Consider the following 15,200-nt stretch of genomic DNA (forward strand, 5'->3'; position numbering starts at 1 on the left):
GCCAAGCTTTTCTGGTCGGAACCCCCTAAGCCGAGTTTTCAAGGTGCTGCGCCGTCCACTTGGTTTTCGAGACTGGCCTTTTAATTCTAACGTAAAGCCAACCTAGAACGGCGGGGTTTCAGACCCAAAATTTCCGATGATCAAGTATAAAGTTTTCGTTTTCGGGAGTCAGAATTCTCCGAGTCAGGAGACGAGCGCACACAAGAGCATACTTCATCCTTAGGATCAAATCCGTAACTACTTAAATATTCAGCCACAGGGCATCAGCAAATGATGCCCTTTTATTTATTAAACCTCTTGCATAATTAATTTTTGGTGGTTCAAAAACGTCCTATAAGCTGTTCGTAATTTAAATTGCTTGTTGAGACGAGGCAAGAGGCACTCTTGCACTCTTGCAAAGGGCAACACCCCCCAACCCCCACGTCGGGGTAGGGCAAGGGGGGGAGATTCGGCTAATCTAAGAATAAGCGGTTTAAATACGTCTTAGCTTAATACTAAATCCTGTTTAAAAGGTATAGGAGAGCAGGGGAGAAGGGAGCGGGGAGCGGGGAGCGGGGGAGATGGGAGCGGGGAGAATAAATAAAAATAATCTCCTGAATTCTGACTACTGACTCATGAATGCTGACTGCTGACTCCTAACCCCACCAACAAACTTTTTCAGCAACCCCTAATTAGAGATTGTTCAGTACAAAGGCTCTAAAATTGCCAGTGCCATTTATTGGACTGAAGACTTGTTTTTTCGGTCTTGTGGCTTTATCATGGGTACTGTGTGGTGTGTGTGATGTGAAGGAGTAAGATGACTGCTAATAGCCAACTTATCTCCGTCAAGGCTCTACAAGCTTTGATGAAGCGAGGGTTCAAACCTTCGGTCTCTGGTAGACGGCATCAAAAATCTTGGTTAATAGCTTTAGACGGCGATACCTCAAAACGATTATTCGATATCGTTTTCTCCCTATCGGTTCTAATTTTCTTTTCGCCGCTTTATTTAATCTTAGCCTTATTGATCGCGATTAGTTCCCCCGGTCCGGTCTTCTATGTGCAGAAGCGCGTCGGTCAAAACTTCCAGCATTTCAACTGTATTAAATTCCGTACTATGGTAATGGATGCGGATAAGGTATTAGAGAGACTGATGGAAGACTCTCCCCAACTGCGGGCGGAATTCGAGGATAATTTCAAGCTTAAGGACGATCCCCGTATAACTTGGATTGGCAAGTTTCTCCGCTTAACCAGTTTAGACGAGTTTCCCCAATTCTGGAACGTCCTGCGAGGAGATATGAGCGTCGTCGGTCCGCGGCCTTTAGTTCCCGAAGAATTGCAGAAATATGGCAATCGCATCGACAAAGTTTTAACTATTCGCCCCGGTTTGACTGGTTTATGGCAAGTTTCCGGACGTAATGACATCCCCTATCCCCTGCGGGTGCAGATGGATGTGTATTACGTTAATTCGCGTAACTGGTTAACCGATATCTGGGTAATCTTCAGAACTATCGGTGTTGTGGTTTTTCCCAAAAATAACGGTGCTTACTAAAGCGGTGAATAGTAATTAAAAATTACTCACTGCTGTTTCCATGTAATTAATCGCTAGACTGGAGGAGAGAAGGGCAGAACTTGCTTTTTTCTCCGCTTTTTTTGAGAAATATTATGACAGTAATTAGGGTTTGCCCTGACCTTACACGATCGAGTGCTGTCTTTCAGCTATGTTTATTGTTCCCTAGGGCAGTTGGGAACTAACAGCGATCGCTAAATTTCTGTTTTTTGATCGCAATTTACAGCCTTTCCCATAAACATAAAGTGTAACCTAATTTGGTATTGACGAACAGCTACCCAAAAGGAAAACTTCCTACAGGTTTGACAAATAGAATTAAATGCTTGATAATCTCGGTTTTTAGGCAAAGGGAGACAGATATACCCCTATCCCTAGAGACATAAAAGTGCAATGTCAAAAAAGAATTGTAATCATACCAAACCGGGGACTTTGCGATAGATAGAAGCGATCGATCCCCGGAATCCTACACTGGTGAATTCTACCGCATCCCCGGCTTCATAGATCTGTTCTTTCCAGATTCCCGAATCCTCGCGACGGTGACATTCAATTTTCATCTGGTTTTGATGGATAAGAATGTATTCTTTTAAGGTGGGACAGGTTTGATAATCGCTAAATTTATCACCCCTATCAAAGGATTCCGTAGATTTCGATAATACTTCAATAATCAGAACGGGATAGAGAATAAAATCATCGGTATTGTTGATCTCTCTCTCGTCACAAACCACCGCAATATCGGGATAATAATAACAATTTGCCTCCTCTAACCGGACTTTGATATCGGAAGTGAGAACAAGACAGGGACTATCATCGAGATGGATATTCAATAAAGTGGCTAGATTAGTATTTAAGACAATATGAGGCTTTTTTGCCCCTACCATCGCATAAATCTGTCCTTTTCGGTACTCGTGCTTGATCGGACTGACTCTTTCCCCTTCTAGATACACTTCTGGAGAGACATAAAAAAAATTAGGATTCGTCACCATGGTCCTCATGCTCCCTATCCTCGAATAACTGAATTATAGCCTTTCGGAATCATTGCTCTTGGACTCAATCTCGGTAGACTGATAGATCAATGATTGTCACTTGTAATATAAATATTACAATTATGTGACAGAATAGAGATAACGACTCTCAAAGGGACGTTATTTAGGAATGAATCCCGAAAACGATTGATATCCATAGGTTTGCCAGAATGTCCAACGCTAAAAGTTACAAAGATACCGTTAATTTGCCCCAAACTGACTTTGATATGCGAGCAAATGCCAGCAAACGTGAGCCAGAAATCCAGAAATTCTGGCAAGATGAGCAAATATACGAGAAATTAGCGCAAAATAACCCCAAAGAATTATTTATTCTCCACGATGGACCACCCTACGCTAACGGGTCTCTGCATATCGGTCATGCTTTAAATAAAATTCTCAAAGACATTATCAATAAATATAAACTGCTGCAAGGCTACAAAGTGCGCTATGTGCCGGGTTGGGATTGTCACGGGTTGCCGATCGAACTGAAGGTTTTACAAAGTCTCAAAAGCTCGGAAAAAGAGGGTCTAACCCCTTTGAAATTACGTCAGAAAGCCCACGATTTTGCCCTTCAAACGCAAAAAGAACAGTGTGAAGGTTTCAAAAGGTATGGAGTCTGGGGAGACTGGGAAAATCCCTATTTAACCCTACAACCGGAATACGAGGCCGCTCAAATTGCCGTATTCGGAAAAATGGCCCTGAAAGGTTATATTTATCGGGGACTAAAACCGGTTCACTGGAGTCCCAGTTCTCAAACCGCTTTAGCTGAGGCAGAATTAGAATATCCCGAAGGTCACACTTCCCGCAGTGTCTATGTTGCTTTTCCGATTACGTCAGTTTCAACCCCGGTTTTAACGCCATTTTTGCCTAATTTATCCGTCGCTATCTGGACGACTACTCCCTGGACTTTACCCGGGAATTTGGCCGTCGCATTAAACCCAGAATTAAACTATTCAGTGGTGGAAACTAGCGAGTCTAATTATCTAATTGTAGCGACGGATTTAGTCGAAAAATTGGCCGACACTTTTAACAGGACTTTGACGATTAAAGCAACGGTTAAAGGTCTGGAATTAGAACATACTAAATATCGTCATCCTTTGTTTGACAGAGAAAGTGCTATTCTCATCGGTGGGGATTATGTCACCACCGATTCTGGCACTGGATTAGTTCACACGGCCCCCGGCCATGGTCAGGAAGATTATATCGTCGGTCAACGTTACGGTTTACCGATACTTTCTCCCGTGGATGATAAGGGAAATTTCACCGCAGAAGCGGGACAATTTGCGGGTTTAAATGTCTTAAAAGATGCTAATGAAGCAATCATTTTAGCACTGACAGAAAAAGGTGTCTTACTCAAAGAAGAAGCATATCAGCATAAATATCCCTACGATTGGAGAACCAAAAAACCGACAATTTTTCGCGCAACAGAACAATGGTTTGCTTCCGTGGAAGGATTCCGAGAATTAGCTTTAGACGCGATTGATTCGGTGCGTTGGATTCCTGCAACGGGTAAGAATCGCATCACTTCTATGGTTAGTGAAAGAAGCGATTGGTGTATCTCTCGTCAGCGCAGTTGGGGGGTTCCTATTCCTGTTTTTTATGACGAAGAAACGAATGAACCTCTGTTAACCGAGGAGACGATTAATCACGTTCAAGCTATCTTCGCGGTCAAGGGTTCTAATGCTTGGTGGGAGTTATCCGTAGAGGAATTATTGCCTCCCAGTTATCGCGATAATGGTCGCAGTTATCGCAAGGGAATGGATACTATGGATGTGTGGTTTGATTCTGGTTCTAGTTGGAATGCGGTGGCTAATGCTCGACCAGAATTAAGTTATCCTGCGGATATGTATCTAGAAGGATCGGATCAGCATCGGGGATGGTTTCAATCGAGTTTATTAACCAGTGTCGCTGCTAATGGTATTGCTCCCTATAAAACGGTGTTAACTCACGGTTTTGTTTTGGATGAACAGGGACGAAAAATGAGTAAATCTCTGGGGAATGTCATCGATCCCAATGTGATCATTAATGGTGGTAAAGACCAGAAAAAAGAACCCGCTTATGGGGTGGATGTGATTCGGTTATGGGTGTCCTCGGTGGACTATACCAATGATGTGAATATCGGTCAAAATATTCTTAAACAGTTGGTAGATATCCGTAATAAAATCCGTAATACTGCCAGGTTTTTACTGGGGAGTTTAAATGATTTTGATCCCGTTAAAGATGCGGTAGCTTATGAAAATCTACCGGAGATTGATCGCTATATGTTACATCGTATCTCGGAAGTGTTTACGGAAGTAACGGCAGCTTTTGAAAGTTTCCAATTTTTCCGCTTTTTCCAGACGGTACAGAATTTTTGTGTTGTCGATTTATCTAACTTTTATATCGACATCGCTAAGGATCGTTTATACATTTCCGATCCTAATTCTTTCCGTCGTCGCAGTTGTCAAACAGTCTATGCTATTGCTTTAGAAAATCTCGCTAAAGCGATCGCTCCTGTCCTGTCTCATCTAGCGGAAGATATCTGGCAATTTCTCCCCTACAAAACTCCTTATTTATCGGTATTTGAGTCAGGATGGCTAAACATCGATCCTGCTTGGAATAATCGCGAATTGGCCGATAAATGGGCGAAATTCCGGCAGCTACGCACCGAAGTTAATAAGGTGATGGAAACTGCCAGAAATGATAAAGCGATCGGTGCTTCTTTAGAGGCAAAAGTTTTACTTTATGTTCCCGATGAAACCTTAAAACAGGAGTTGGAATTATTCAACAATTGTGATAGTTTGACGGGGAATAAAGTTGATGAATTGCGTTATCTATTTCTCTCTTCCCAAGTGGAATTAGTTAGTGATATTAGCGCGATTCAAACCGCAGAATATAAAGGAGAATCGGACTTTGTTTCGGTGGGAATTGTCAAAGCAGACGGCGAAAAATGCGATCGCTGTTGGAATTATTCGACTCAAGTGGGAAAATTTGCCGATGATCCCACTATTTGCGAGCGCTGTAATGCCGCTTTAAAAGGAGAGTTCTAAGCTAAACTAAAAGGGTGCTTTATTGTCTAATAAAGTACCCTTGTTTAATCCTCAGCTAAAAACTTATTCACAGGTATTAACTCTAGGGAATAGATAATTAGGGATGGAAGATTACCAATCAGCTTTTTTACAACGTCATCGAGATACAGAAATACTTGATCGATCTAATAGGAAAATAGCTGCTATGCACTTTGGAGGTATTACGATCGAATGTTTGCTGAAATCTATGATCTTAGCTTCGGTATCCAGTCAAGAATGGAAAACTAAGTCCAATAACCCCGGACATACCATAACTAATCCGGGTCACAGTTTGACAGCTGCTCTAAAAAGTAATAATCGTCTCTATTCGAGAGTTCAAAATTATCCAGACGTGATAAAATGGATTAATATAGTAGAAAAACCGGTAGAAAATCCTAGTCAAAATTTTATAGATATGCGTTATTCCAGCAGTGAACCGAATGACGATAAATACAAAGAGTGGTTATCAGCTTATACAGTTCTGAAACAATGGCTTCAGAAACAAGCTACTCAACTTTAAGGAGATACTTATGTCAGAAACTTGGTTAAGATCACTGAAACAAAAATTAACAGATATATATGTTCAAAAAGAAGCACAAGAATGGGTTGATATCAATGTATCTACTGCTGGACTTTTGAATATAACTATCGTCAGTGATAAGTTTGAAAATTTATCAACAACTCAGCGAATAGAAGCAGTTAAAAATGACATAGGACAACAGTATAAATTTTTAGGTTTTATATCTTTATATACTATTCAGGAGGCAGCCTCTCTCGATCTAAAAGCTCCACAACTTCTGGACGAAAAATCAATTCACACTTGGCAAGATTTAGCTTTGTGGTCAACTAATCCACAAAATCAATCACCGTCTTCTCCCGAACTTTGTCTTCCTAGAACCGTAACTTTTTATTCTTTTAAAGGGGGAGTAGGTAGGACAACTGCTTTAATTCATGTTGCTTGGATTTTAGCGATGCGAGGTCGTAAAGTAGTAGCTGTTGACTTGGATTTAGAAGCACCGGGGTTAAGCACAGCTTTCCCCTTAAATCCCTCACCGAAATACGGAATTGTGGACTATTTTTATGAAAAATCCTATTTACCAAAAGGTGTAACAGCAAAGATTAATATCACTGAAATATTTGGAGAAGTTAATATTCCCGATGCAACGGGAAGACTATTTATTGTTCCTGCGGGTTATTTGAGTCTTGATTACATTGCTAAAGTTGATGATCTGCGAGCAACAACAATTCTCGATAATGGGGAAACACTCTGGTCAACTTTTAGTCGAGAGATTCAAAATAAGTTAAAACCTGATCTTATCTTAGTAGATTCGCGCTCTGGAATCAATGAATGGGGAGCTTTATCTTTACTACAGGCAGCCAACGAAGCAATTATTTTTTTATTTCCTAACGAACAAAATCAAAAAGGAATCGAGCTTCTTTTGCAATCTTTGACTTCTTTTGGCCGACTTTCGCTTAATTTTGTTTTTTCACCCGTTCCCGATTTAAGTGATACGGGAATAACTAAAGTTATTCATGCTTGGCAAATTTTACAAAAGGATATTGACAAAAATATAGATATAGATGAAACTACCGATCATGATTTAGATATAGATTCAGAAGACTATCTAATCATACCTTATATTCCCTCGATCGCTCTAGCAGACCGTTATCCTGTCACTGGATTACTGGATTATTATACTCCCATTGCTAACTTAATCGATGAAGATACCAATTTTCAGTAGATAGCATCCGAGGGAACCTTGATTCCTTCTTAATTCTCGCTTTGGTAGTGCTTTGATGACATCCCAGCTGCCATTTGCCATTGAGATAAATTTCCCTCTTGACCAAGTTGATAGAGCAAGTTTCTTTGTTCTATGTTAAGATGTTGGTGGCTTCGTTTTTGGGTCTGATTTGTTGTTGTATTGATCAGACAGTACCTGATGATCCTTTGTCTGTCAACTCTTAAGGAGTCGTGCGTTTCATTTTTGAATTGGCAATATTAGGAGGGATAAAAATTATGGTTAATTATCTCAGTCAAGAAGAGAAATTACTAGCAGCCGAAGAAGAAAAGTATCTAGAGGAAGAAGATGATGTGGATTTTCCTCCTGTAGATATTATTGCTTACAATGAGCAGCGATCCTGCTCTGATCTAGTTAGAATGTATCAAAAAAAACAATTGGTTATCGATCCAGATTTTCAAAGAGATGTGGTATGGAATGTTCCACAACAAACTCGTTTTATTGATAGTTTAATGAAACAGTTACCGATTCCTAGTATGTGTATTAGTCTTGACTATAAGACAGATAAACGCTATATCATCGATGGATTACAACGAATTAATACCATCGTCAAATTTTTAACTACTGAAGATTGGAGGCTATCAAAATTACCCGATGTAGATTCGTCTATTTCTGGAAGAACAGTTGAGGAAATAAAAACTCAGCATGAAGAATTATATGAACGCGTAGAAAATATGACTATTCCCATCACGGTGATTCGCTATGACTCCAGCAAAAAAGCTCATAATAATTATATTTTTACCATTTTCCATCGCTTAAATACCGGTGGAGTAAAACTCAATAATCAGGAGATCAGAAATTGTATCTATAATGGCGAGTTTAATAGTTTTTTAAAAAAATGCGCTCAATATGAAAACTGGCTTTTGCTGATGGATCGAGAGCAGCAAAAAGCATCTCGATTTGAAGATGAAGAATTAGTGCTTCGTTTCTTTGCTTTTTATGATGAATACCAGAACTACAAGGGGAAATTGACCAGATTTTTAAATGATTATATGTATAAACATAGATTTGCTCATGAAGATTTTATTCAAGATAAAGATGAATTATTTAAGCAAACCGTTGACTTGATTTATGATAGAATCTTCAAAGAGGAACCTCTCAAAACCAGTAAAGTTATTGCTGAGGGAATTCTTTTAGGAGTTGCCAAGAATTTAGATACTTTAGTCAATCTCTCCAATGGTGAATTACAAGACAAGTATTCTAGATTAATAAAATCTGAACCATTTTTGACTAAAAATTTAGCTAGTGGTATTTATCAAAAAGATAAGGCTTTAGAGAGAATTAATACATCTATCAAAATTTTTTCATCTACTGGTAATGATTACTAAAGATTATTTACTCAAGACGTTAAACTGGCTTGATCAACTCTATGATGACCCTACAGCTGATAATCAAAAAACTTCTTCTTATTCCAAACTAGCTCTTATAGAATTATGTGGCTGGATCGAGGAAACTATGGATGATATAGTTTTAAGATGTGCTAAACGATGCTTAAAGTCCGAAGCTAACAAAAAATTCATCGATAAGACTATTAGTGGTACTCATAGTTTTGAATATGAACCTTTTAGAAAAATGTTGATGATGGTTATTGGTTTAGCAACATTAGAAAAAATCGAAAAAAAGTTAGAAAAAACTGGTAAAATTAGTGCTTTAAAAGGTTATCTTGGTAATCTAAAAGATAGTCGCAATCGAGCGGCTCATACTCATACTAAAGGTACTTTGCCAACTTATGACGCTCCTTCTAAAACTAAACGTGATTTTGATAAAATATATGGTTTGTTAAAAGAGTTAGATGCAGAATTGCAACGTCATATGAATAATCAGGTCATCCGTACTGATAAAGCTCCGGCCCCTGTGGGTCCCTATAATCAAGCGATCGCCGCTACCGGTCCTTTTCTCTTTGTTGCGGGACAAATTCCCCTAGATCCCGTCACGGGTGAAATCGTCTCCGGGGAAATTAGCACCCAAACCGAACAAGTTATGGCCAATCTAGAGGGCATTTTAACCGCTGCTGGGGCTAATTGGTCAAATGTGGTGAAAACTACCGTCTTTCTGTCGGATTTAGCCAATTTCGGGGCGATGAATCAAGTTTATGCCCGTTATTTCCCCCCGGAAACTGCCCCGGCCCGGGCCTGTGTGGAAGTGGCCCGTCTTCCCAAAGATGTGCTAGTGGAAATAGAATGTATTGCCGCTTTAGCCTAAAAATTAAGGTGGGCAATGCCCACCCTAACCTAATCTCTCTCTAGACTACCAAAGCTTCTAGAATCGTCTTATTGTAGATAATTCGCCCTACAGTAGTACGCACATACTGAGAAATTATCTCACCATCCTTCTCGCGGGTTTTGCGCTCCCGATAATATTTCCAGATGCTGCCATCGGGGAGAGTTTCCGTTTCCAGGACTTCCTCATCGGGTTTATTGGTTTTCACCTTTTCTCCAACGGGTAAACGCAACCACACGGAAGCGTGTAGATCCACCAATCCCTGATCGAAAGAGCGAATAGCGTCATCCATGCTGGCGAAATAACGACCTCCACCCTTTTGGGCCTTGGGATTTTCGGCCGTGAGATAATAACAACCCAAAACCATATCCTGAGAAGGGGCAACAATCGGGCGACCGGTCGCCGGTGAGAGAATATTATGACAGGCTAACATCAATAAGCGCGCTTCCGATTGTGCTTCCAGGGAGAGGGGAATATGTACGGCCATTTGATCTCCGTCAAAGTCAGCGTTAAAAGCGGGACAGACGAGGGGATGTAACTGAATCGCCCGGCCATCCACCAATATCGGTTCAAACGCTTGAATGCCCAAACGGTGCAGGGTAGGGGCGCGGTTTAACATCACCGGGTGTCCCGTGATCACTTCATCCAAGACGTGCCAAACGTTGACATCCCCCCGTTGGATCATTTTCTTGGCCGCCTTGATATTATTGACGATGCCTAATTTAATTAAACGATGGATAACGAAGGGTTGGAACAATTCGATCGCCATTTCCCGGGGTAAACCGCATTGATAGATCTTCAACTTCGGGCCGACAACGATAACCGAACGTCCCGAATAGTCAACCCGTTTACCGAGGAGATTTTGACGGAAACGCCCCTGTTTACCCTCGATAATATCCGATAAAGACTTCAGGGCGCGATTATTGGCTCCCACCACCGTGCGACCGCGACGACCGTTATCAATTAAAGCATCGACGGCCTCCTGTAACATCCGTTTTTCGTTGCGGACGATAATTTCGGGGGCGAGAATTTCTTGCAGACGGGATAAACGGTTATTGCGGTTAATCACCCGACGGTAGAGATCGTTCAGGTCAGAGGTGGCAAAACGGCCGCCGTCCAACTGCACCATCGGGCGTAAATCGGGGGGAATCACGGGAATTACGCTTAAAACCATCCATTCTGCCTGAGAACCCGTGGCGATAAAGTTATCGATTACCCGGAGACGTTTAATTAATTTTGCCCGTTTTTGCCCTTTACTTTCGACAATTTCCGTCCGCAGTCTTTCCGCTTCTTCTTCCAGGTTAATTTCCTGTAAGAGTCTTTGGATAGCCTCGGCCCCGATACCCACTTCAATACCGACTAATTCCGAATCCTCCGCGTAGATTTCTTCTTCGATCTCTAACCATTGATCTTCGCTGAGGAGTTGTTTATAACTAAGATTGCCCGCGTTACCCGGATCGAGAACCACATAGGCATTAAAATAGACGATTTGCTCCACGTCTCGCAGGGGCATATCGAGCAGGATACTGAGATAACTGGGAATACCTTTAAGATACCAAACGTGGGTGACGGGGGCGGCTAATTTGATAAAACCCATGCGATGACGACGTACCCGCGACTCGGTGACTTCTACCCCGCAACGTTCACAGACAATCCCCCGGTGACGGACGCGTTTGTATTTACCGCACCAACATTCCCAGTCTTTCGAGGGGCCAAAAATTTTCTCGCAGAATAACCCATCCATTTCCGGTTTGAGAGTCCGATAGTTGATCGTTTCTGGTTTGGTTACTTCTCCGACGACTTGACCGTTAGGTAGGGTTCTTTCTCCCCATTGCCGAATTCTCTCGGGGGACGCTAAACCGATTTTGACGTAATCAAATCTTTGATCTGTTGGAGTCTTCATTCTGAATTTTTTACTATGGGTAATGATCTGGGTTGACAACTATTGGGCAGAAACGACAGTTAACTCAGTCACTTTTTCTTCGGGTCAAACTGGCCCGACCGAGTCCGGGACATTACATTATACAATTTTTCTAGTTCGATCGACCATTAAGTGATATTTTCCCAGATGGTGATGCTGCCGTCGGCCGCCGCCGCCGCTAGGTGGCAATAATCGGGGCTGAGAACTAAACTGGAAATTGGCGATGATCGCTCATTGGTGGCGCTGAGAGTTGCGATCGCCTGTTGATAATTGGCTAACCAGATTTTAATCTCTCCGTCGGTTCCCCCCGTAAATAACCATTGACCCTCCTCTCCGAATACCAAGCTTGTCACCTGACCATTATGGGCATTGATCACCCGAATTGGCGCAAAATGACCGCTTTTCTCTCGATCGTATTGCCAGATTTTCACCGTACCATCCACACAACCGGCGGCAATAATCTGACCATCGGCAGCGATCGCAAGACTCTGCACCGAAGAAACGTTACCTGATAAGACGGCGATTTTTTCTCCCGATCCTAATTGCCAGAGGGTGACAGTGCCATCACCTCCAGCTGCGGCGATAAAATCTTGATTAGGAGCCACTGCTAGGGCATAAATTGCCCCCAGACTGTCATAGGAACTAAATTCTTCGGTTTCCTGCTCTAAATTCCACTGTTTTAGGGTTTGATCGTAACTACCACTAACCAAAAAATGCCAACGGGGGGCAAAATCTAGGCCGTGAATCGAACCGAGATGACCGAGGAAAATTTGATTTAATTCCAGATTATTGGCATCGCTGGCTAAAGTCCATAATTTAACGGTTTGATCGAATCCTCCCGTCGCTAGATGATAATCGCCGTTTCCGGTGACTGCTAGGGCTAAAATGCCCTGATCATGAGCTTCCACCGTATTAATCAGGGTTCCTCTCGCAAAATCCCAGATTTTTAGGGTACGATCCCAACTAACGCTAATTAAAAACCGTTGATCCTCGGTAATTGCGATCGCTGTGATCATTTCCCGATGGGCGGCCAGACGGCGATAATAGTGCCAATGGGGGATATCGACGGGGGTGGAAGTAGGAGTTAAATTAAGGGCGGGTAGGGTGATTTGTGGCTCATTTTCCGCTTTTGTGGCGGTAATATCTGCTGATTCTTCGTTAATCGGAAAAACCTCTCTGTGTAAGCGACCGTAGGATTTTTCCAGATGTTCGATGCGTTCGAGCAGCGCGTTACGGTTGATATATTGAATAATTTGATTGTAGGACTGTTCGAGGGCGAGAATATTCTCCTCTAATTCTGCGATCTCGCGTAGCGAGCGCGTTGCGACCGCACGGGCGTTATCGCTGGCCACCGCGGGACTCAGGGACTGTATTTGTGCTGATAAAGCTTCTTTTTCTTCTTCCCACTGATCCTGTAAATGACCGGTCATTTCAGTTAAGCGTTGACGTTGCAGGGTTCTTTCTCGGAGACGATTGAGAATATTTAACCCGAAAGTCACGACCAGGAGGAATAAAGGCAAAAACCCCGCACCCATGGACATAAGGGTAAGCAGGGTTAATCCTAGGGCGATATATTCCGCTAATTCTAGCCAATGGGGGCGATGGTCGGTCATTTTGCAGTTACCGGTAAAGGGATTTTGATCATCTCCTGATTTCAGACTCATGGTAACGCTAATTGCCGCCTTGGGATTGACTAAAATTAATTTTTAAGCAGGAATTAAGACTTTTTTCTTAGTTTCTATCGGTGCGGTTAAAGCGGATTCTAAATCGGCCTTCCCTAGTCTTGCTTCCAAAATTTTCAGCACTTCCCGTCCAAAATCATCGGGATTTTGTCGCCATGCTTGCAGACAAACTTCGCCAAAGAATGACCCCAAAGGTTCAGGATTCCAGAGCAGTTTTTTGGCTGTCCAGGGCATTAAACTCATGGGATCATAGTCGGGTTTAAGAATTTCTTTTTTGAGGGCGTATTCTTCTAGATGGGTGTGGGGTTGTAGTCCGATAAAAAAGATGGCTGGTTCCACTTTATCGACTCCAAAAATGTTTTCTAATTCCCGATGATAGGCGATGGTTTGACGAATAGTTTCCAGGGTTTCATCAATAACATTAAAGGAATAATTTACCGAAACCAGATCATTAAAACCGGCCGCTTTTAAGTCCCGACAATTTTGCAGAACTGTCCGCAAATTGTAGCCCATACGCATTTTGCGGACTAATTCCTGAGAACCACTGGTGATACCAATTTCAAAGTAGTTCATGCCTGTTTTTACCATTAAATCGCACAGTTTCGGGGTGAGATTATCGGCACGAATATAGGCAGCCCAACGTATATCTTTCATCCCAGCATCGAGGATTTTTTCTAATAGTTCTTCTACATCGTCGATAAATTTTCTGGCGGGGATAAATTGGGCATCGGTAAACCAGAAATTGCGAATGCCGCGGTCGTATAATTGGCGCATTTCCTTAACTACTTCATCGGCGGGATTAATGCGTACTTGTTTCCCTTCGACGACGGTATAGATGCAGTAGCAGCAGTTATGGGGACAGCCGCGCTTGGTTTGTACCCCGATATAAAAGTCGTTTTCTTGGAAATAGTAGGAAAATTCCAGCCAAATACTGGCGATGTAGTCGTAGTTACAAGCGGATTTTTCTAAGGGGGTGGGGGATTCGTGGATTAAACGCGGCCGGGGTGTGGTTTCTCCGACGACATAACAACGTTCATCGCTAAAGTCCCGGCCAGAGAGGAATTTTTCTAGCAGGGTTTCCCCTTCTCCCACTGATACAATTGTTCCTGTGGGCAGTTTGGTTTTTAGTTGTTCGTAGAAAACACTGACGGCACCACCCCCGACGATAACTCGCGCTTCGGGATGGTATTTTTTGGCCCGCTGCAACCCGCGGCGAATTAGTCCCTGATTGCGCCATAATTCACCGTAGTAGGCGGTTGTCACCTTTAAACCTCCTAAAGCACCTCGCAGCTTGATTAGGGGGTTTTTAGCGTAGTAAAATTCAAAGGCGTTTTGCAGGGGATTGCCACCGCGACCACCGACGGGAGCATATATTTGAATATCCCGCCAGGAGAATACTAGCAGGGTCGGCCGAAATTCGTCAACACAGCGATCGAGTGCCTGGTTAAAGTCTAAGGGGGGGACGGTACCAAGGTCAAAAATCCTTTGTTCGATGTCGGGGAATAGTTTATGAACGTGGTCGGAAAGGTAAACGACACCGATGGGGAAAATGGGGTTACAGGGGAGTCTAACGTAGAGGATGCGTTGTGCTTGCGGTTGAGTCATGAGATTTCTGAAGGGGACGGGGACGCATTCTGAGTAATCTTAATATAACTTAACTTTGTCCGGCTTGTCTGGGAAAAGGTTATAAGTAGGGTTTGCTGTTCCTAGGGTTAGGAGTCGGTCGTCAGTCCCGATGCAACAAGTTACACCGTCAAGCATGAAAATATTCTGATCCTAAATCCAGTTATTAAAAACTGATTATTTATTTCCCCTTTTGCATGAGTGTCTTTCCTGATATGTGGCCTAGACTCAAGGGGTTTAGTATTACTGGACTTCCCCGTTGACAAAAGGCCATAACCTATGCTGTAGGAGGGATTAAGAGAATTTCCAGCACCCCGTTACTGGGTACAAATCAAGGAAA

General features: G+C 42.5%; 10 protein-coding genes and 1 pseudogene. 6 read left to right on the forward strand and 5 right to left on the reverse strand.

Going from position 1 to position 15,200, the window contains the following annotated elements:
* The first annotated feature begins 796 nt into the window (after positions 1 to 796).
* Positions 797 to 1,528: an undecaprenyl-phosphate galactose phosphotransferase family protein gene (locus IM477_RS21485; protein WP_002760967.1), complete on the forward strand. Its 732-nt coding sequence runs from the start codon at positions 797 to 799 to the stop codon at positions 1,526 to 1,528.
* 428 nt (positions 1,529 to 1,956) lie between these two features.
* Here IM477_RS21485 and IM477_RS21490 read toward each other — a convergent pair whose 3' ends face one another.
* Positions 1,957 to 2,529, reverse strand: coding sequence for a Uma2 family endonuclease (locus IM477_RS21490; protein WP_287733388.1), 573 nt, complete (start codon positions 2,527 to 2,529; stop codon positions 1,957 to 1,959).
* A 209-nt stretch (positions 2,530 to 2,738) separates the two neighbouring features.
* Between IM477_RS21490 and ileS the strand changes: the two genes are divergently transcribed.
* The 3 genes from ileS (at position 2,739) to IM477_RS21505 (ending at position 7,357) form a co-directional block, all read left to right on the forward strand.
* Positions 2,739 to 5,597, forward strand: a complete 2,859-nt coding sequence (gene ileS, locus IM477_RS21495) for an isoleucine--tRNA ligase (protein ID WP_287733389.1) — start codon at positions 2,739 to 2,741, stop codon at positions 5,595 to 5,597.
* Positions 5,598 to 5,700: 103 nt separating this feature from the next.
* Positions 5,701 to 6,135 (forward strand): hypothetical protein, encoded by a 435-nt coding sequence (locus IM477_RS21500; RefSeq protein WP_287733390.1) that lies wholly within the window; start codon positions 5,701 to 5,703, stop codon positions 6,133 to 6,135.
* Positions 6,136 to 6,145: 10 nt separating this feature from the next.
* Entirely contained in the window at positions 6,146 to 7,357 is a 1,212-nt protein-coding gene (locus tag IM477_RS21505; RefSeq protein ID WP_287733391.1) for a ParA family protein, read from the forward strand.
* Here the strand turns inward: IM477_RS21505 and IM477_RS21510 are convergent.
* Positions 7,355 to 7,542: pseudogene (locus tag IM477_RS21510) on the reverse strand (hypothetical protein); the annotation flags it as partial. The gene IM477_RS21505 and the pseudogene IM477_RS21510 sit on opposite strands and share 3 nt — an antisense overlap.
* 90 nt (positions 7,543 to 7,632) lie before the next feature.
* On the opposite strand from IM477_RS21510, the gene IM477_RS21515 reads away from it, so the two are divergent.
* On the forward strand, positions 7,633 to 8,742 hold the full coding sequence (locus tag IM477_RS21515; RefSeq protein WP_287733392.1) for a DUF262 domain-containing protein: 1,110 nt from the start codon (positions 7,633 to 7,635) through the stop codon (positions 8,740 to 8,742).
* Between the two features lie 484 nt (positions 8,743 to 9,226).
* Positions 9,227 to 9,616 carry a RidA family protein gene (locus IM477_RS23470; RefSeq protein WP_502866554.1) on the forward strand — a complete coding sequence of 130 codons (390 nt, stop codon included), beginning with the start codon at positions 9,227 to 9,229 and terminating at the stop codon, positions 9,614 to 9,616.
* A 40-nt stretch (positions 9,617 to 9,656) separates the two neighbouring features.
* Here IM477_RS23470 and IM477_RS21525 read toward each other — a convergent pair whose 3' ends face one another.
* The 3 genes from IM477_RS21525 to IM477_RS21535 all read right to left on the reverse strand — a co-directional run bounded on the left by IM477_RS21525 (position 9,657) and on the right by IM477_RS21535 (position 14,842).
* Positions 9,657 to 11,537, reverse strand: coding sequence for a DNA-directed RNA polymerase subunit gamma (locus IM477_RS21525; RefSeq protein WP_287733394.1), 1,881 nt, complete (start codon positions 11,535 to 11,537; stop codon positions 9,657 to 9,659).
* A 146-nt stretch (positions 11,538 to 11,683) separates the two neighbouring features.
* A complete protein-coding gene (locus IM477_RS21530) occupies positions 11,684 to 13,219 on the reverse strand; it encodes a WD40 repeat domain-containing protein (RefSeq protein ID WP_287733395.1) in 1,536 nt (511 codons plus the stop codon).
* A gap of 42 nt (positions 13,220 to 13,261) precedes the next feature.
* Positions 13,262 to 14,842, reverse strand: coding sequence for a photosystem II high light acclimation radical SAM protein (locus IM477_RS21535; RefSeq protein WP_287733396.1), 1,581 nt, complete (start codon positions 14,840 to 14,842; stop codon positions 13,262 to 13,264).
* Positions 14,843 to 15,200: the final 358 nt, after the last annotated feature.

It is taken from the genome of Microcystis sp. M090S1 (genome assembly GCF_020246295.1).
In the GTDB taxonomy this organism is placed as follows: Bacteria; Cyanobacteriota; Cyanobacteriia; order Cyanobacteriales; family Microcystaceae; genus Microcystis; species Microcystis aeruginosa.